Origin of the sequence: Aliidiomarina iranensis (assembly GCF_003987135.1) — a bacterium.
In the GTDB taxonomy this organism is placed as follows: domain Bacteria; phylum Pseudomonadota; class Gammaproteobacteria; order Enterobacterales; family Alteromonadaceae; genus Aliidiomarina; species Aliidiomarina iranensis.
On sequence record NZ_PIPJ01000002.1, the window covers coordinates 128,725 to 148,839 of the forward strand.

The 20,115-nt window shown below is 45.4% G+C and carries 12 protein-coding genes; 6 read left to right on the forward strand and 6 right to left on the reverse strand.

What is annotated here, in order from left to right; genetic code table 11:
• Positions 1-67 precede the first annotated feature (67 nt).
• Positions 68-1,420 carry a DUF1329 domain-containing protein gene (locus CWE08_RS03740; RefSeq protein ID WP_126765766.1) on the reverse strand — a complete coding sequence of 451 codons (1,353 nt, stop codon included), beginning with the start codon at positions 1,418-1,420 and terminating at the stop codon, positions 68-70.
• Positions 1,421-1,646: 226 nt separating this feature from the next.
• Between CWE08_RS03740 and CWE08_RS03745 the strand changes: the two genes are divergently transcribed.
• The 3 genes from CWE08_RS03745 to CWE08_RS03755 all read left to right on the forward strand — a co-directional run bounded on the left by CWE08_RS03745 (position 1,647) and on the right by CWE08_RS03755 (position 8,489).
• Positions 1,647-2,780, forward strand: a complete 1,134-nt coding sequence (locus CWE08_RS03745) for a WD40/YVTN/BNR-like repeat-containing protein (RefSeq protein WP_126765768.1) — start codon at positions 1,647-1,649, stop codon at positions 2,778-2,780.
• Between the two features lie 14 nt (positions 2,781-2,794).
• Positions 2,795-5,176, forward strand: a complete 2,382-nt coding sequence (locus tag CWE08_RS03750) for an efflux RND transporter permease subunit (protein WP_198677068.1) — start codon at positions 2,795-2,797, stop codon at positions 5,174-5,176.
• A 367-nt stretch (positions 5,177-5,543) separates the two neighbouring features.
• Entirely contained in the window at positions 5,544-8,489 is a 2,946-nt protein-coding gene (locus CWE08_RS03755; RefSeq protein ID WP_126765770.1) for a TonB-dependent receptor domain-containing protein, read from the forward strand.
• Between the two features lie 119 nt (positions 8,490-8,608).
• Here CWE08_RS03755 and sbcB read toward each other — a convergent pair whose 3' ends face one another.
• Complete coding sequence (sbcB, locus tag CWE08_RS03760) at positions 8,609-10,066, reverse strand: exodeoxyribonuclease I (protein ID WP_126765771.1); 1,458 nt, start codon at positions 10,064-10,066, stop codon at positions 8,609-8,611.
• Positions 10,067-10,325: 259 nt separating this feature from the next.
• Between sbcB and CWE08_RS03765 the strand changes: the two genes are divergently transcribed.
• The 3 genes from CWE08_RS03765 to hrpA all read left to right on the forward strand — a co-directional run bounded on the left by CWE08_RS03765 (position 10,326) and on the right by hrpA (position 15,672).
• Positions 10,326-11,366, forward strand: a complete 1,041-nt coding sequence (locus CWE08_RS03765) for an isoaspartyl peptidase/L-asparaginase family protein (RefSeq protein WP_126766534.1) — start codon at positions 10,326-10,328, stop codon at positions 11,364-11,366.
• A 27-nt stretch (positions 11,367-11,393) separates the two neighbouring features.
• The gene (locus CWE08_RS03770) at positions 11,394-11,810 is read left to right on the forward strand and encodes a CBS domain-containing protein (protein ID WP_126765773.1); all 417 of its coding nucleotides are present in this window, start codon (positions 11,394-11,396) and stop codon (positions 11,808-11,810) included.
• A gap of 121 nt (positions 11,811-11,931) precedes the next feature.
• Entirely contained in the window at positions 11,932-15,672 is a 3,741-nt protein-coding gene (hrpA, locus tag CWE08_RS03775) for an ATP-dependent RNA helicase HrpA (protein ID WP_126765775.1), read from the forward strand.
• A gap of 191 nt (positions 15,673-15,863) precedes the next feature.
• On the opposite strand, the gene CWE08_RS03780 is transcribed toward hrpA, so the two are convergent.
• The 4 genes from CWE08_RS03780 to nrdA form a co-directional block, all read right to left on the reverse strand.
• A complete protein-coding gene (locus tag CWE08_RS03780) occupies positions 15,864-16,127 on the reverse strand; it encodes a GrxA family glutaredoxin (protein WP_126765777.1) in 264 nt (87 codons plus the stop codon).
• Positions 16,128-16,254: 127 nt separating this feature from the next.
• Positions 16,255-16,518, reverse strand: a complete 264-nt coding sequence (gene yfaE, locus CWE08_RS03785) for a class I ribonucleotide reductase maintenance protein YfaE (protein ID WP_241973826.1) — start codon at positions 16,516-16,518, stop codon at positions 16,255-16,257.
• Positions 16,519-16,522: 4 nt separating this feature from the next.
• The gene (gene nrdB / locus CWE08_RS03790) at positions 16,523-17,653 is read right to left on the reverse strand and encodes a class Ia ribonucleoside-diphosphate reductase subunit beta (protein ID WP_126765780.1); all 1,131 of its coding nucleotides are present in this window, start codon (positions 17,651-17,653) and stop codon (positions 16,523-16,525) included.
• A gap of 7 nt (positions 17,654-17,660) precedes the next feature.
• Positions 17,661-19,997: a class 1a ribonucleoside-diphosphate reductase subunit alpha gene (gene nrdA / locus CWE08_RS03795; RefSeq protein WP_126765782.1), complete on the reverse strand. Its 2,337-nt coding sequence runs from the start codon at positions 19,995-19,997 to the stop codon at positions 17,661-17,663.
• Between the last annotated feature and the right edge of the window lie 118 nt (positions 19,998-20,115).

Below are 20,115 nucleotides of genomic sequence, written 5' to 3' on the forward strand. Positions count from 1 at the left end.
AGTAGTTATCTAGGAAATAAAAAAGGCTGAGTAAATACTCAGCCTTTTTACACTTTCTAAACGAATTTTAACGGATACCCATACGGCGTAGCGCTTGTTGGGTAAACTCTTGACGACTAGGTTCGATATCGAAGTTCATGAAATCGCCTTCTTCGTTGGCTAAGCCAAGTACTAGATAACGCCCGTTGTTTAGGTCATACAGCGCTTCAGCTGCCATCCAAGGTACGTCGTTGCCGTAATATTGCACGTTGTAAGCTTCACCTACACGCCACAATTCACCGCGTCCATCGTAATGGTCAATTACTGAAGCGGTCCAAGTGTCTTCATCAATGAAGAAGTTACGCTGAGCGTAAATGTGACGCTCGCCATCTTTCACTGTTGCCTCAACAACCCAAACCCGATGCAATTCATAACGCACATGGTCTTGATTCATATGGCCTGGCTGTATGATTTGATCGTAGGTGAGGCTGTCATCCAACAACTTGTAGTTGTTGTAAGGGATATACATCTCTTTCTTGCCTACCAGTGTCCAATCGTATTTATCTGGTGCACCATTGAACATATCTAAGCCATCAGAGGTACGCAAACCATCTGAAGCTGTGCCTGGTCCATCGTATGCAACGTTAGGAGCTCGACGCACACGGCGTTGACCAGCATTGTACAACCATGCCCGGCGGCTTTCTTTCGCTTGGTTAATCGTGTCGTGTAATAACAACACGGTTCCGGTTAAACGTGCTGGAGCAAGAACCTCTTGCAAGAAGTAGAATAGAATATTGTCGTCTGCACGCTCATCACGGCCACCGCTGAGCTCTTCTGGCCACACGAGTTGCTCGCGCAAGCGAACCATTTCATAAGTACCGTTTGCCTGAACAGGGAACTGACCAACTGTACGTTGCACTGCACCGCCACGATAACGTGTTAAATGATTCCAAATAACCTCTAAACCATCATTTGGCACAGGAAAAGGTACGTAACCACTGAATCCTTCAAGGCCATTACCACCTTCTACGAGTGACGCATTTTCTGCGTTAGCTTTTACGATATCGTAGATTTCTTGCGGGTAAGCTGCAGTACGCCGTGTTTGGTAAATGTGCATCTTATACGTGTCGTAACGCTCAAACATGGCAATTTGCCCGGGGCTTAAACGTTCCCGATGCTCATCTAAATTCTCGCTAGTGATGGTGTAGAGCGGTTCGTCGTCCGGAAATGGATTCTGTGGACGATGAATATCTTCACCAGGGCGCGATAAACCGCCAGTCCATTCTGGAATTGAGCCGTCGGCGTTGCCAGCACGCTCAGCGCCTAACGGAGTTAAGTCTTGCGCCAAACGTGCGGCATTTTCTTCTGAAACTGCTGCGTTGACGCCCGCGGAGACAAGCGAAAGCGCCATAACCCCAGCAGTAAGCATGATTTTTTTCATTGTCGTTGTCCTTAAGTTCCTGTGCGTTCTTTATTATTGGAACACCAGTCCGAAATAATTCGGATGGGGTTAATTATGTAAGCTACACCAATTTTCAACAAAATAAAATACAAGAAAATTTCAATTCGGGGGTTTTCAAACGCCCGTTAGACTATACAATCAGGTACGAGAATAATTTTAATCAGATCAAATACCGGTCTGTGATGACATCTGGAGTACCTAAAATATGAAACGGATTGCTTTAGCAGGTATGGTTTCAGCGCTTTTAACCGGCGCTGCACTCAGCCAGCCAGTGGTTGCCGAAACCTACGATCCGCTCTTTACCGCTGCGCCAAATGCGCCTCGTGCCACCCAAGGTTTATTGTTAGGGGCAGAAAAAATCGGGCAAAATTTTGTTGTTGTTGGCGATTACGGCACTATCTTAATCGGTTCTCCCGCATCTGAATGGCAACAAAGCAATGTTCCTACCAGTATTCTTCTAACCTCCGTATCGGTTATTGATGATAATTATATGTGGGCTGCTGGTCACCAAGGGGTGCTTTTACAAAGCACCAACGGCGGTGAAGATTGGCGAATGGTTCTTGATGGTCATGAGCTTCTAGAGCTTGAGTATTCTTGGCTACAAGAAAAAGAAGCTGAGCTTGCGGCAGCAATTGAAGATACCGAAGATGAATATGAGCGAGAAGAGCTTGAATATGCTCTCGATGAATTATCGTTTCAAATGGGTGGTGCTGAAATACAGTTCGAGGTAGGGCCCACAAAGCCGTTGCTTGATGTGCATTTTTTCAATCGCGATGTTGGTATGGCGGTTGGCGCCTTTGGTACTATTTTACGGACAACCGATGGTGGCGCCAGCTGGCAGGTAGCGAATGATGCAATTGATAACGTGATTGGCTATCACATTAACAAGCTGGTAGCTGGCCCAAACGATAGCTTGATTTTGATCGGTGAAGCAGGTTTGTTAGCGCGCAGTGATGATATGGGCGAAACCTTCGAAATGCTAGACTCACCCTATCATGGCTCATTATTCGGTGCGTTGTTCGATGATAATGGTGGCCTTTGGGTTTATGGTTTGCGCGGCAATGTATTCGTGGCAGAAGATGGCTATAACTTTACGCCGGTTGATGTGGATACTCGATATAACCTGAACGGCGGTGTAGCACTAGCAGATGGCCGTATCGTGCTGGTGGGGCACGCAGGGGTGATGGCGGTTATCGAGCCTGATACTATGCAAGTAAACGTTTTCAATCATCCATCCGGTTCTCCGATAAGCGACATTCAGCAAGGTATCGGAAACGAAGTGATTTTATTGGGCCGTGCTGGCCTGCAAACTTTTGCGCTGCCGGCTACTGGCCAATAAGGGGATAGAAGTAAATGCAAGATTCAAATAAAGCAAACCCACCAAAGGCTAACGGTCAGGTGGAAACTTATGGCAAAGCTTCGTTCGCTGAAAATATGCTATTTCGCTATCGCATGTTTTGGGTGGTGGTATTTGCAGCTATCACAGCTTTTTTACTCTATCACGCCGCGCAAGTTCGGCCAGACGCTAGTTTACAAAAAATGATTCCTGCGAATCATGAGTTTGTACAAAATTACTTTAAATACGGTGATGATTTATCTGCGCTCGGTAATGCCATTCGCGTTTCTGTGGAAACCACCGAGGGTGATATTTTTGATCCTGAATATCAAGATTTGCTTCGGCAAGTAACCGATGAACTATCATTTTTGAATGGTGTTAACCGCTCTGGCATGCGTTCTATTTGGACCCCGAATGTAAGGTGGTCTGAGGTTACTGAAGATGGTTTTGTTGGTGGGCCTGTTATTCCACAAAACTATGATGGCAGCGAAGAATCGCTAGCGCAGCTACGGCAGAACATTTTGCGCTCTGGTACCGTTGGCGATCTTGTAGCTAATAACTTTCGTTCTGCACTAATATACGTTCCCTTGAATGAGATCGATCCCGAAACTGGCGAAGCGCTGGATTATCATCAATTCTCACAACGAATTGAAAGCGAAATTCGTAACAAGTTCGAATCTGAAAATATCAATATTCAAGTGGTTGGCTTCGCCAAGGTTGTTGGTGATCTGATTGATGGCGCCTTACTTGTGGGCGTGTTTTTCATTATCGCGATGGTTATCACCTTTGGAATGCTGTTCTGGTACAGCCGGTGTTTACGCTCATCAGCTGTTGTACTGCTGTGTTCCGTGATCGCGGTAATTTGGCAATTAGGTATCATTAAGCTTATCGGTAGCGGCATTAACCCATATTCAATGTTGGTACCATTTTTGGTGTTCGCCATTGGGGTGAGTCATGGTGTGCAAATCATTAATGCGGTTGTGGCAAATCATGCCGATGGCGCCAATAAAATTGATGCCTCGCGTCTTGCGTTCCGTGGCTTATACATTGCCGGCCTAACCGCGTTAGTTTCTGATGCCGTTGGCTTCACCACGCTGATGGTTATTGATATCGCCGTAATTAAAGAGCTCGCGATTGCTGCGAGTATCGGGGTTGCGGTTATCGTACTTACTAATCTAGGCCTACTGCCCATCCTCACATCATACCTTGGCGTGAGCAAAGGTGGGGTGGCTTACATGAAGCGAGTACAAGGGGAAGATCACCCAATTTTTCAGCTATTTGATAGATTCACGCAACGCAAATGGGCGTTTGGCGCTGTAGGTGTCGCCGTGCTAATGAGCATTTGGGGTGTTTATCAAGCTCAAAACTTGCAAATTGGTGACCTCGATAGCGGTGCGCCTGAATTACGCGCAGATTCTCGTTACAACTTGGATAATGCCTTTCAAGTGGCTAATTATAGTGCCAGTACCGATATATTCGTGGTTATGGCGGAAACAGCGCCTGGTGAATGTATTGCTTATGAGAATTTAGCCTTGATTGATCGCTTCCAATGGCACATGGAAAACGTGCCGGGTGTGCAAGCCGTGCGCTCAATCGTTTACGTATCAAAGCTGGGTATGGCCGGAACCAATGAAGGTAACTTGAAGTGGTCGAGCGTTAACCGCGATAATTTCATTATCAACGCTTCTATCTCGCAAGCACCGAGTGGTTTGATCAATAATGATTGCAGCATGGCGCCTATCATTATTTATCTGAACGATCATAAAGCGGATACTTTAAATCGAGTGGTTGATGAGGTGCGTGGCTTCTCTGAGCAATACCCCTCGGATTCCGTTAACTTCCTACTGGCAGCTGGTAATTCCGGGATTGAAGCAGCCACTAATGTGGTGATAGAGGATGCTCAGTTTCGCATGTTAGTTTGGGTTTACGGTGTGGTAATTGTGCTTTGCTTTATTACCTTCCGGAGCATTCGAACTGTGTTGTGTATCGTGCTTCCGCTCATGTTCACTACCATCATGAGCCAAGCGTTAATGTCGATGCTCGGTATTGGCGTGAAAGTTGCTACCTTGCCTGTTATTGCGCTGGGGGTAGGGATAGGCGTTGATTATGGTATCTACATCTATAGCAAAATGCGGGAAGCCCTGAATAAAGGCGAGAACCTTACCGAGAGTTACTTGTTTGCACTATCAAAAACCGGTAAAGCGGTTGGATTCACCGGCTTAACGTTAGCTATTGGTGTAGCAACTTGGATTTGGTCACCGATTAAGTTCCAAGCCGACATGGGATTACTACTTACCTTTATGTTTATTTGGAACATGTTAGGTGCACTTATACTAATTCCAGCCTTGGCTTGTTTATTTAAAGTAGGGCCAAAACAACAAACCAAGCCAACAACATAAAGCTCAAAAAATTATTAAAAAGCGCTAATCATAAAGATTGGCGCTTTTTTTTTCGTTATTTAGGAACTTTTTAAAAATTAACTGAATTTGTGCGTTCGTTATGTTGATTTTCGAGGTTGATTAACATTATTATGACATTTAGCTTGTAGGTTAGATAGGTACATGGCAGCAAGAGCGCCTGTAAGCGAAATTTGAGCAGCACTCGTTAATATAATTTAAACAATAAATACATAAGAAGTTGGCTTTAAATCTTAATTTTATTGTTGTTAATCCGCTGAAAAGTCAGCCGTTGTATGTGTTAACAACAGCAAAATTAAATTTGAACGCACAACACGCAAGCGGCTATACACCCCCGGGGAGTAACTAAATGTTTACTAATAATAAAATAAGCAAATCTGTTCGTTTAGCTTTGGCTTTCGGCGCAGCATCTACTTTAGCCTTTGCAGGTTCAGTAAGTGCTCAGGAAGACGAAGACGAAGAGGAAGTAGAAAGTGACCGCCCTGAAAGGATTCAGGTTGTAGGATCTCGTATTCGTACTGATGGTCTCGATAGTGCCACTCCAATCGACATCATTAGCGCTGAACTCGCTACTGAGCAAGGTTTAAATACGCTCGGCGAATTATTGCGCACTGCAACTATTGCAACAGGTTCAAACCAGCTTATCGCATCTCAATCAGTTGGTGCAGTTACGCCAGGCGGCGCAGGTGCGGAATCTATCTCGATGCGAGGCTTAGGTGCGAATCGAACACTTGTGCTTCTTAATGGACGGAGAGCGGGACCAGCGGGTACGCGCGGTCAGGTTTCTGCGTTTGATATGAATGCGCTTCCAGTATCAGCGGTAGAACGAGTAGAGATCTTGAAGGATGGTGCTTCATCTCTTTATGGTTCGGATGCGGTTGCTGGCGTAATTAACATCATCACCAAGCGAGGCGATGAATCCGCTATCAACGTTAGTGGTAGTCAACCACTTGAGACAGGCGGCGAAAACTTTCGCGTGAATGGTACTTGGGGTAAATCTTTTGATCGTGGCTCATTTCGCTTAGTAGCTGATTATAATTTACAAACAGAGTTGCAGCGTGGTGATAGAGACCACTATGAGTGTGGTCAACGATATGTATTCTCTCCCGAAACGGGTCAACAAGTAGATCCGGTTGATCCGCGCACAGGCAATCCGCATTGTAACGATTTACCATATGGTATGTGGTTATGGGACGCTGGGGCTCCTAATTACTTATCACAAGTAACATACTTCGATCATACCGGATATTTTGCTGATAACCCTGTACCGGTATATGAGCAAACACAAGTTGGCGATATTGCCGCTCCAGAGGGTTGGTTCCCAGCAGGATACGATAGACCTTCTGATGCTTGGATTAACAGCGATCACCCGTTTCAGTATTTGGAAACGATGATTCCGGAAACTGAAGTAACGTCAGTATTTATGCAAGGTGATTACGACTTGTCTGACACGATATCAATGTATGCTGAGCTATTACACAGCCGACGGGAAACAACCACGAATGGCTATCGCCAATTTTGGGAACCCTTTATTCCTGCATGGATAGGATTAGTTGATGGTTGGGACGGGTACGTTTATTTGGATCCAACAGCGGTTACTGATCACTCAGGTAATGTTACGACTGTAGATTATAGCCGTGCGGTGTTGGGCTTTGAAGGATCATTGGGTTACTGGAATTGGGATGTTTCGTATCAAAGAACGGTAAACAGCGGTGAGTATCAACAAAAAATCATTTTAGATGATGCTCTTGTTATGGCTGCAAACGCAGTGTGGGGTGATCCCTGTGAAGGTGAGTTCTCGCCTATTTCAAACCGCCCTTGCTACGCGATTGATTTTTTCACGCCAGACTATATTTTCGGGAACTTTGATCAAGGCACTCGGGATTTTCTATTTGATACCGAAACCGGAAAAACTATCTACAAACAAGACACTCTCGATGCCTATATTACAGGTGACTTATATGATCTTCCTGCGGGTACTTTAGCTACCGCAATTGGTTTTTCTTATCAAACTGATGAAATTCAAGATACACCGGGTGAAATGACCCTCCAAGGCAACTCGTGGGGAATGACTAGCTCGGGTATAACTGCGGGTAAATCAAACACTAAAGCTGTGTATGCAGAAATAAATGCACCCTTACTTCGAGATCTTCCTTTCATTGAAGCTCTTGATGTTACAGGTTCAGTGCGCCATACGGATGTGTCAACTTATGGAACGGGGGACACATTCAAGTTGAGCTCAAACTGGACAATTGGCAACGGCTTCAGGCTCCGTGCCTCGCGCGGCACCTCGTTCCGTTCACCTGCGTTGTATGAATTATTTCTACAAGATCAAACGAGCTTCTTTCAGCAGACCAGCGACCCTTGTTTTGATTGGGCTGAGCGCCTTGACGCAGGCACACTAAATCCAATAGCGGCTGCGAATTGTCAATCCGATGGCATACCAGCGGATTACGCCTCTAACTATGGCTCAGCAACTGCAATAACTCGAGGAGGGGCAGGTACACTTGAAGCTGAAACATCTGTTTCTGAAGGTATCGGTTTGGTTTGGTCTTCAGAAGATGATCGCTTTGCGGGCTCTGTAGATTACTATGACGTAACCATTCGTAATCAAATTAACAACTTAAGTGGTCCAGATATCCTATCACTCTGTTATAACTCGGAAAACTTTGAAACAGAACCTTACTGTAATCAGTTTGACCGTAATGATGGCGGTGAAGCCGGGGATAACTTCAATATCGTAGAAACTTACGGTGGGTATGAAAACATCGCGGAGCAGAGAGTTCGTGGTGCCGACGTTGTGTTTACCTACATGGATGAAACTCGGTTTGGTGGTTTACGAGTTCGTTTAGACCATACTATTCAGTTTGAGCGAAGTGTAAAACGTTTACCTAATAGCGAGAATATTAACTCTGTAGGCCGCTTGGGTAGCCCAAAACATTCTGGAACGCTGAATATTGGCTTGGTTCGCGACGCATTAAGTTTCAATTATGCTCTTCGTTATGTAAGTAAGGTAAGCAATGATAGCCTTTATACGAACGGTGCTTTTGGAACCTACCGTGGTGAGGAAGTACGCTTTGTAGCAAGTGCTCCAACTACCGTTTATCACACATTCTCAGTAAACAGAGAGTTTGGTGATGGTGTTGACCTTACCTTCGGCGTAAATAACCTGTTCGATAAGAAGCCACCTAAAGGAAGCCCATCACGTGCATACGTTACGGGTAACGCAATGATGTACTCACAATACGATCAAATTGGTCGTCGTGTGTTCTTTAACTTAGGTTACACTTTCTAAGTAGTGGTTCATGATACGAGAAGCCCCAGCAATTGCTGGGGCTTTTTTTATTCTAAATTAGCAGACTGATAAAGTTTATGCTTTGCCAATACACTCGATAAGCTCAAAATTTCTAAGGTCTAAATCGCCATCAAATAATCGGCAAGAGATTTCAATATAGCCATCCTCTTCGGGTCTTGTTGATGCAATTCAGCGAGCTGCTCCAGTTTCAGAACAAACTCATCACTCGATAAGAAACCATCGCCGCCGTGTACTAATCTACTTTGGCAATGTTGCTTCCAACGTTGCTGTTCATTAGCACTCAACGTTTGTGGAAAATTTCGTGCACGATAGCGGAAAAGCAAAGAGGGTAAGCGGGGATCATCAAAAGGCAAATCAAGCGCGGCGAGTTGTTCTGGGCTTGCTTGTTTGATCATGGTCATGTGCGTTTTCGCTTGTGTGCTAAAGAAACCGCCCGAGTAGAGTGCTAAATCCGGATCTTGTTCACTAGCAGTGTTTCCATGATTTTCACCGTGCATGACCTCGTCGGATGTAAGGAATGCACCAATAAGGTGGTCCCGTAACTCACTATCTTCGGCGAGGCGAGTTCTGTTGTTTGTAATCGCTAAAACATCGATGCCCGCATGTTCTGCTTGTGGTCCTGCCAGAGTTTTCGCTGGTGCTAAAAAGGGGCATTGATTCAATGTAATGGTTATCAAACCAGGGCGTTCACCCTTGAGGTCATCTCGGTTTGCATAAAGATTTTCCCGTATTTCAGCAGGGGATAGGGAACGCCACATTTCGGGATCCCTATCTAAGCGCCATGCAATGAGCTGGTTCTTATTTTCCGGATGAAAAGCCAGAGGATACACCCAACTTACGTAGCGCGATTCTGCACCATAAAAACCACTTACGTGAACCAGCATCGCTTGATTCACCAGCGCGCTCTCTACTAAATCAATTAGTTTCTTTTTTTGCCGAATGTTGAAACTGTAGGCATATAATTTCGGCTGTGTGTGCAGTATTTTTTTCGCAAGAGCAATGCTGGCGTAAACATCGGCCATGGCATCGTGCGCATCGCTGTGCTCAATTCCGTTGGCAGGTGCAAGTTTATCGAGTTTTAAACTTACTTGGCCTTCATCGTTTACCGGCCATTCTATGCCTTCAGGGCGCAGCGCATAAGTAGCGCGCACAAGAGTAAGTAAATCCCAGCGGGAATTTTCGTTTTCCCAGCTGTAGGCATAGGGGTCAATAAAATTTCGGTAGAACAAAAACCGGCTCATCTCATCGTCGTAGCGTATATTGTTGTAGCCTACGATCGTTGTTGCGGGTTGGCTAAACTCATGGTGAATTCTGCGCGCGAATTCACATTCAGGTAAGCCTCTTTGATTTGCCGCTTGAGGCGTAATACCGGTAATCAAACACGCTTCAGGGTGGGGTAGATAATCGGGTGATAGTTGGCAGTACATTTTTAACGGCTTGCCGATAATGTTTAATTCTTGATCGGTGCGAATACCGGCAAATTGCATCGGCCTATCAGCGCGAGGATTAACACCTCCGGCCTCATAATCGTGCCAATAAATAGTTGGCGTTGTCATGGCGTGTTTTCTCTTATGGTTTAAACTTATATGCTAAGGATAACACCGCAAAGGGCTTGTACGCGAGCAACAAGCGTGTTGATATTAAGCTATCTTTATAAAGCTGAAGAGAACTAGAATCGAGGATTTTATGAACGATAATTGGGTTAAGAAGGCAAAGATGTTAAACAACAAAAAACGTTCGGGTACGGAAAAAAGTACAATGCGCTTGAAATCTAACATTCTGGCGAAGTTCCAAGGGTGTGCGATGCTACCTGCAATGGCACTCGCGGCAGCATTTGGGTTAACTGCTTGCAGTGATTCGCCAGAAGCCGAATCCACTACCTCAGATTTTTCAGCAACGCCAATCGCCATTGTTATTCATGGTGGCGCCGGCACTATTACCCGAGAAAGCATGAGTGCTGAGGGTGAAGCGCAATTTAATGCGGCCCTTGAGCTCGCGCTGGATATCGGTTATGAAATTTTAGAGGAAGGCGGGAGTAGCACTGATGCGGTAATCGCGGCCATTCAAAGCATGGAGGATAATCCGTTATTTAATGCGGGTAAAGGTGCTGTGTACACCTATGAGGGTGGCCATGAATTAGATGCCTCAATTATGCATGGCGGTACTCGTAATGCCGGTGCAGTTGCGGGTGTAGGGCGTGTTAAAAGCCCCATTGAGCTTGCTAGAAGCGTTATGGAAAACTCTCGCCATGTCATGTTAAGCGGCGTTGGCGCTGAACAGTTTGCTCGTGAACAAGGTTTAACCATGGTACACAACAGCTACTTCAATACCGAGCATCGGTTTGAGCAGTTGCAAAATGCAATTCGTAATTTGCAGAGTAATAGTGAAAACAATGATGCTCGGGTTATCGCCGCTACTGAGCATACTAATCCAATGTTTAACATGGGAACAGTGGGTGCCGTAGCGCTTGATATTGAGGGTAATTTGGTTGCCGGCACATCAACAGGTGGAATGACCGCGAAACAATATGGGCGTGTTGGCGATTCACCGATTATTGGTGCGGGAACATGGGCCGATAATGCAAGTTGTGCCGTTTCGGCTACCGGCCATGGGGAATACTTTATTCGCTATCACGTAGCAGCGGATATTTGTAACCGCGTGAAATACTTAGGAGAAACCATCACCGAAGCCGGCGAGCAAGTTATTCATGAAACTTTGTTGCCAGCGGGTGGTACCGGTGGCGTAATCATTCTTGATGCTGCAGGTAACGTGAGTATGCCGTTTAATACTGAAGGCATGTACCGTGGATACAAAACTAGCAAAGCAGGTAAAGAAATAGCCATCTATCGAGAGTAATCTGCTGTTTTAACAAGGAGTAAACCCATGCGTTCGATTAAGATAAAAGATTATATGAATCGACATCCGTTAAAATTTACTCGAAAAATGCCGGTTGAAGAGGCGGTGGCGCTGCTCGTATCGGCGAATCAAAGCGGTGGTCCAGTGGTTGATCAAAATGCCCAAGTAATTGGGTTTTTATCAGAACAAGATTGCTTACAAATGATGTTGAAGGGCACTTACCATAACGAGCAATCAGCTAACGTGGAAGATTGCATGAGCGCTGAAGTGTTGACCGTGAACGTGGACACAGCGATTGTAGACCTAGCCCAAACTTTAGGAAGTAACAAACCAAAAGTATATCCCGTGGTTGATTATGAAGGGCAATTAGTGGGCGTAATTAGCCGAACTGACGTATTAAGGGCTATTGATCTCTATCAACGCGAATCACATGGTAAGCATTAATTAGGCAAGGCGTTTTCGAAAGCATGCCTGTTTCACATGGGCTTGGGCCGCTAGGTTTGCTAAACTTAGCGGCCTTGTTATTGGTGTAATTTTCTTTTCAGTATAGGAAGTATCTGTATTCATGTCTGAGGTTTTAACTCGTGTCATTAAGTTTCCGGAACAGTTACCAGTAGTTGCTGAGAAGGAACGCATTCAAACGGCAATTCGCGATCACCAAGTGGTTATTCTTGCTGGTGAAACGGGCTCGGGTAAAACTACGCAATTACCAAAGATGTTGCTAGAAATGGGATATGCTGAACAAGGCATGATTGGGCATACGCAACCGCGCCGTTTAGCTGCTCGTTCGGTTGCGCAACGCATTGCGGATGAGCTAGAAGAGCCGTTGGGAAAGACCGTTGGTTTTAAAATTCGTTTTCAAGATACGGCTTCTGCGGATACTGCCATTAAATTAATGACCGACGGTATTTTATTGGCAGAAATGCAACATGATCGTATGTTAAGAAAATACTCCGCGATTATCATTGATGAAGCTCACGAACGTTCCTTGAATATAGATTTCCTCTTAGGCGTATTGCGCCAGTTAATTGATAAAAGGCCAGATCTAAAAGTTATTATTACATCCGCTACCATTGAAACTGAGCGCTTTTCAGAACACTTTGCCAAGGCACCGATTATTTCTGTGGAAGGGCGAACTTATCCAGTAGAAACTCGCTATCAACCCTTGCAAGAAGGCGATGATGAAAGCGAGCAAGATGTTATTCAAGGTATTTGCGATGCTGCAAGTAGTTTGGTGCAAGAAGGCCCTGGCGATATTCTTGTGTTTTTGAGTGGTGAACGGGAAATTCGTGATAGCGCCGATGCTTTGAGTGAGCATTTCCGTGAGCGGCCACAGCCTATAGAAATTGTCCCTCTCTATGCGCGGTTATCAGCGAGTGAACAAAACCGAATTTTTCAGCCTCACAGTGGGCGGCGCATTGTACTTGCCACGAACGTAGCGGAAACCTCCTTAACCGTGCCGGGCATTCGTTATGTTATCGACCCGGGTACCGCACGTATTTCTCGTTATAGCTATCGAACTAAAGTTCAGCGGCTACCTATTGAACCTATTTCGCAAGCCAGTGCAAACCAAAGAGCAGGGCGCTGCGGCCGAGTTGGCCCCGGCATTTGCGTGCGTTTGTACAGTGAAGAAGATTTTCTTAACCGGCCTGAGTTTACTGATCCTGAGATTCTGCGTACGAACTTAGCATCGGTTGTGCTGCAAATGGCTACGTTAAAATTAGGGAACATCCGTAAGTTTCCATTTCTACAACGGCCAGATGAACGCTTTATTACTGATGGTATTCGTTTACTCGAAGAACTTGGTGCAATGCAAAGCCTTGGCCGTAAGCAAGCGCCAAAATTAACCCCGGTCGGCCGTTCGATAGGCCGAATGCCGATAGATCCAAGGCTTGGCCGAATGCTGCTAGCGGCAAGTGAGCTAGGGTGTGTGCGAGAACTACTGGTGATTACTGCAGCGTTAAGTATTCAGGATCCCCGCGAGCGGCCCCACGATAAACAGCAAAAAGCAGATGAGCTGCATAAACGTTTTCTTGATAAAGATTCTGATTTCCTTGGCTACTTGAACCTTTGGAACTATGTGCAAGCGCAACAAAAAGAGTTGAGCGGAAATCAATTTCGGAAACGTTGCAAACAAGAAATGATTCACTATTTACGTGTTCGTGAATGGCAAGATCTACACACACAACTGCGGCAAAGTGTTCGCGAGCAGGGAATCCGAATTAATGAAGAGCCGGCTGATTACACCAGTATACACCGAGCCCTGTTAACTGGCTTACTCTCTCACATAGGGAATAAGGATGAAAAGCATCAGTATATGGGTGCGCGGCAAAGCCGATTCTTTATTTTTCCTGGTTCTGCGCTTTTTTCCGCAAAGCCAAAATGGTTAATTGCGGCTGAATTAGTAGAGACATCGAGGTTATACGGCCGTTATGTCGCAAAAATTGAACCTGAGTGGATAGAACCTGCTGCTGAGCATTTAGTTAAGCGTAATTATCACGAACCTCGCTTTTCTAAAAAGCTCGGTGCGGTAGTGGCTACGGAACAGGTTACCCTCTATGGCTTGTTAATTGTTGCCGGCCGCCGTATTCAATACGGCCGCATCGATCCGGTTGAATCGCGGCGCATATTTATTCTTGAAGCATTGGTTAACGGCCAACTGCGGGAATCGCTTCCGTTTATGAAAACGAATCGTAAATTGATCGAATCGGTTCGTGAGTTAGAGGATAAATCCCGGCGTAGAGATATTCTCATTGATGAAGAAGCCTTATTTCATGCCTATGATGAGGTTTTACCAGAGGATATCTTTGATGAACGTAGGCTAAAACGTTGGTGGCAAAACGCGCGCAAAGCGAACCCGCGGGTATTGCACTTTAGCCGCGAGCAGCTAATGCAGCAGGATGCCAGCCACATTACTGCAGTTGATTATCCGGATGAGTGGGTGCAAGGCCGGTTGCGGTTGCCATTAACCTACATTTTTGAACCAAGTGACATTGATGACGGTGTTTCCGTGGATATTCCACTACCGGTACTGAATCAAGTTTCAGCTACGGGCTTTGATTGGCAAATTCCGGCGCTGCGGGAAACTTTGGTGATCGCCTTAATCAAAAGCTTGCCGAAAACGTTGCGGCGTAACTTTGTACCGGCTCCGAATTACGCGCAAGCATTTTTACAGGCTGTTAGTGCAGATGAACCCGATGGAGAACGCACACTGGTGCAGGTATTGAGCGCGCAGTTGAAACGCATGACGGGTGTAGAGGTGCCGGCTGAGGCTTGGAATTACGATGCGTTACCGGAACACGTGAAGATGAATTTCCGGATTCTTGATGAGAATGGAAAAGTACTTGCTCGTGCGCGGCATTTGAAAACGTTACAACAGCAAATGCAACCAAAGTTAACGGAAACTTTAGTGGCAACTGCCGGCGATGATATTGAAAGAGAAGGGCTTACAGATTGGGATTTCGGCACAGCACCGAGTGCGGTAGAAAAGAAAAGTGGGCGTTTTTCTATTAAGGCATTCCCTGCGTTGAAAGACGAAGGGCGCACGGTTGCGATTCGGGTTTTTGATAGTGAGGCTGAAGCTCAAGGCTCAAATCGGCAAGGTTTACGAAAATTAGTGATGTTGCAGATACCTTCTCCGGTTAGCTATTTGCGGGCAAAGCTGCCGAATAAAGCTAAGTTGGCTATGTATTTTAATCCTTGGGGCAAAGTTGAAGCCCTAATAGAAGATTGTATGTTAGCGGCTATTGATGCCTTGATAGGCGAAGAGTTACCGAAAAACGATCGAGAGTTTCGAGCCCTTACAGATCGCGTTCGTGCAGAGTTAAACGATCAAACGTTGGCGATAGCAGTGCAAGTTGAGCGATGCTTATTGTTGAGCCATCAAGTGCAAAAATTGATTAAGGGCAAGATTCCGCTAACACTCGTGCAATCTTACAATGATGTAAAAGCTCACCTTGAACGGCTAGTTTATCCTGGCTTTGTAAGCGATTTTGGCGTGGGTCGCTTAACTGATGCCGAACGGTATCTGAAAGCGCTTGTGCAACGAGCGGAAAAGCTACCCGTTGACCCTAACAAAGATCGGATCAGAGGCCTGCAGCTCGAAAAACTGGAGCAACGTTGGCAAGATTTGTATAAGAAAGTGCCAAAAGGCGATCCAACTCCTAGTGAGCTTGTTGAGTTTCGTTGGTATTTGGAGGAATTTCGGGTTTCTACCTTTGCGCAGCAACTTGGAACGGCGTTCCCTGTATCCGAGCAACGTTTGAAACAAAGATTAGATGAGATTGAACAACTGCTACGTTGCTAATTGTGGATGCGCCTACGCTTAAGAGTACGCATACACTAAAGATTAATGATTAGTTTTGGCGCTTTTATAGCACTCGTGCAGGTGTTTTCTTTGCATCTACGTCGGCGTCTACGTCGGAATTAACGCCGACGTAAATGCCGACGTAAATGCCGCAAGTTTCCGAGAGTTCCAACTTATGGCCGCCGCTTGGCTTATGCGTACAAGCCTAAGTTAGCTTTTGCGTAGGCTTCAAACTCGGTGCAACCGCCCACGTGCGTCTCGTCAACAAAGATTTGTGGTACCGTCATTACCGGCTTGCCCACTGTTTTTTCCAGGTCAGCTTTAGTAATCCCTTCTTTTTGCATATCAACGTAGCGATACTCAAAATCATCGCGTGATGTTGCTAAGCGCTGTGCAATTTGTTCTGCACGCACACAAAAAGGACAGCCCGGGCGGCCAAAAATTACGGTTAACATAAGAACTCCTGCAAATAGATGATCCTGAGAGCGCGGCATTATGCCAAAGTTAAGGATGTTGTGGAAATCGATTCTTACGATGCCGCTGTTCTGTTAAAACGATTATTCGCTTTGCGCGGTGAGCGCGTTATTTGTGCTCTAATTGTAAATCAGATTCAGCTTGGCAAACACAGGGTAGAATATCGCCCGGCCTGATGTAGGCAAGCGGATCTGTAGTATAGCGAACAGAGCCACTAAGAAGCTTAGTGCGGCAGGCGCCACAGAATCCATTACGACAATGGTAACGAGTTTCTAAACCTGACGTTTCCATAACCTCAAGTAAAGAGGCCGGGGCATCTGCCGCGACCTCAATGTGGATAACTTCGTTAACGATAATCTTGTAGGATGTCATGGGATCAGAGATCGAAATCTCCAAAATCATCAATACTCACTTGGCTATCAATTTGCCCAACTAAGTAGGAGCTAATTTCAGCTTCCTGCGGCGCTACTTGCACGTTATCAGACACCAAGTATTTGTTCATCCATGGTAATGGATTATTTTTTTGCTCGAATTCAGGCTCAAAACCAATTGCTTGCATACGTAAGTTGGCAATGTATTCCACGTATTGGCAAAGAATCTGTTCGTTCAAACCAATCATCGATCCATGTTGGAACAAATATTTAGCCCATTGTTTTTCTTGGCTTACCGCTTTCAAGAATATTTGCCGGGCTTCCTCTCGGCATTCTTCCGCAATCTCTTTCATCTCTGGGTCGTCTTCACCGTATTGCCAAAGATTCAGAATGTGTTGCGTTGAGGTGAGGTGCAGGTTCTCATCACGGGCAATTAGCCTAATGATCTTTGCATTTCCTTCCATTAACTCGCGCTCGGCAAATGCAAATGAACACGCGAAGCTTACATAAAAGCGAATGGCCTCAAGTGCATTTACGGAATTGATGCACAAGAATAGCTTCTTCTTCAAATCACGAACACTAACATGATAGGTTTTATCATCGATGGTAATTGAACCTTCGCCATGGGTTTGCCATAGCTGGGTATAGAAAATCAAATCATCGTAGTACTGGGAAATATCTACGGCACGCGTTTGAATTTCTTCGTTTACCATGATGTCGTTAAACACATGGCTTGGGTCAGTAAACAGATTCCGTAAAATATGGGTGTATGAGCGTGAGTGAATAGTTTCCGAAAACGCCCAGGTTTCAATCCAAGTTTCTAACTCTGGCAGAGAAACGATTGGTAACAAAGCTACGTTTGGGCTGCGGCCTTGCACGGAATCAAGCAAAGTTTGATATTTTAAATTTGAAATGAAAACGTGCTTTTCGCTATCGGAAATCTTGTTGAAATCAACCCGATCGCGGCTCACATCTACCTCTTCTGGGCGCCAGAAAAAGCTTAATTGTTTTTCGATTAGTTTTTCGAAAATAGGGTGGCGCTGCTGATCGTAGCGCGCCACATTCACTGAGTTACCGAAAAACATAGGTTCATCGAGTGCGTTCGTATTTACTTTGCTAAATGTAGAATATCGCATGCTTACCTCAAATTTTGCAGGCGCCGCCAGCACAATCATCGTCTTCTTCGATAACGGCAGTTACGGCTTGGTTTGCCTTCTCTTCAAGCTTTTTACGCATTTCTGCAGGCATATCTGTTTGGCTATCTGATGCACCGTCACGAGTGTTGTGATAGTACATTGTTTTCACACCTAGCTTATATGCGTACAACAGATCCTGCAGCAGCTGTTTCATTGGCACACGGCCACCTTCAAATTTGCCCGGATCGTAGTTTGTGTTTGCCGAGATGGTTTGGTCCACGAATTTTTGCATGATACCAACAAGCTCCAAGTACCCTTTATTACTTGGAATCTGCCATAACAGTTCATACTTATCTTTTAAGTTTTCGTAGTCTGGTACCACTTGTTTCATCACACCATCTTTCGATGATTTTACGCTAACATGGCCACGAGGTGGTTCAATACCATTAGTAGCATTAGAGATCTGGGAAGACGTTTCTGATGGCATTAACGCGGATAATGTTGAGTTACGCAGGCCATATTTTTTCACTGATTCACGCAGCGCTTCCCAATCGTAATGTAGAGGCTCAGAGCAAATTGCATCTAAGTCTTTTTTGTAGGTATCGATTGGTAAAATACCCTCAGAGTAGGTAGTTTCGTTAAATTTCGGGCACGCGCCTTTTTCTTTTGCGAGCTCATTCGATGCTTTCATCAGATAGTATTGAATGGCTTCAAATGTACGGTGGGTTAGCCTATTAGCGCTGCCATCGGAGTAACGAACACCGTTCTTGGCAAGGTAGTAGGCGTAGTTAATCACGCCGATACCGAGTGTACGCCGCGCCATGGAGGCGTTTTCCGCTGCTGGTACGGGATAATCTTGGTAATCCAATAGGTTATCCAAAGCGCGTACGGCAAGATCAGCTAACTCTTCGAAATCATCAAGAGAGTTGATGGCACCGAGATTAAAAGCTGAAAGCGTACAGAGTGCAATTTCACCATTCTCGTCGTTTATGTGTTCAAGCGGTTTGGTTGGCAAAGCGATCTCTAAGCACAAGTTGCTTTGGCGAACCGGCGCTAGCTTCGGATTAAATGGGCTGTGGTTGTTGGTGTGATCCACATTCTGTAAATACATCCGGCCCGTGCTAGCGCGCTCTTGCATGAACAAACTAAATAACTCAATAGCCTTGATGCGTTTCTTACGGATATTCTCATCGGCTTCGTACTGCTCGTACAAACGCTCAAACTCTTCTTGGTCTGCAAAGAAGGCATCGTATAGGCCTGGAACATCAGAAGGGCTGAATAACGTGATGTATTGATCTTTTACCAGCCGTTGATACATGGTTTTGTTGAATTGAACGCCGTAATCTAAATGGCGTACACGGTTTTCTTCAACACCACGGTTGTTTTTCAGCACAAGTAACGATTCAACCTCTAGGTGCCACAGTGGGTAGAATAGGGTAGCCGCACCACCGCGAACACCACCTTGGGAACAGCTTTTCACTGCGGTTTGAAAGTACTTAAAAAATGGAATGCAGCCGGTGTGGAAAGCTTCGCCATTGCGAATTGCACTTCCAAGCGCCCGAATACGGCCGGCGTTGATACCAATCCCTGCACGTTGCGAAACATATTTTACAATGGCGCTGGCAGTAGCATTAATAGAATCTAAGCTATCGCCACACTCAATCAACACACAAGAACTAAACTGGCGAGTTGGCGTACGCACACCCGACATAATCGGTGTCGGTAGGGAAATCTTGAACTGTGAGGTAGCATCATAAAAACGGCGGATATAATTTAAGCGGTTTTCTTTTGGATATTTGGCAAATAAACAGGCTGCCACGAGTAAATACAAAAACTGTGCGCTCTCATACACCACACCGGTGATCCGGTTTTGTACTAAATACTTGCCCTCTAGCTGTTTTACGGCAGCATAAGAGAAATCGAGGTCACGGCTGTGCTCTAGGAATGTATCCATTTCCTCAAGTTCAGCTTGCGTGTAATCCTCTAAGATATGCTTATCATATCGGTTCATGCTTACCATTTTGCTTACATGGTCATACAAGCGGGGTGGCTCAAACTGGCCATAGGCTTTTTTGCGTAAGTGAAAGATTGCTAATCGAGCGGCGAGGTATTGATAATCAGGCGCTTCTTCACTAATTAAATCGGCAGCGGCACGAATAATCGTTTCATGGATATCGGCAGTTTTAATGCCATCGTAGAATTGTATGCGCGAGCGCAGTTCTACTTCAGAAACAGACACATTTTTCAGGCCTTCAGCGGCCCAACTAATAACCCGATGAATTTTTTCTAAATCCAGGACTTCGCGTGTGCCGTTGCGCTTTGTAACGTGAATAGGTTGGCTCATGGTTCCCTCGCTGATGTTTTTCGAAGCACTATATATTGTGTTGAATGAATGCTGTTGGAGTAATTTTACACAATATATAGTGTTGCGTTGCTGGGAGCTATGCTAGTCATCTAGCGCC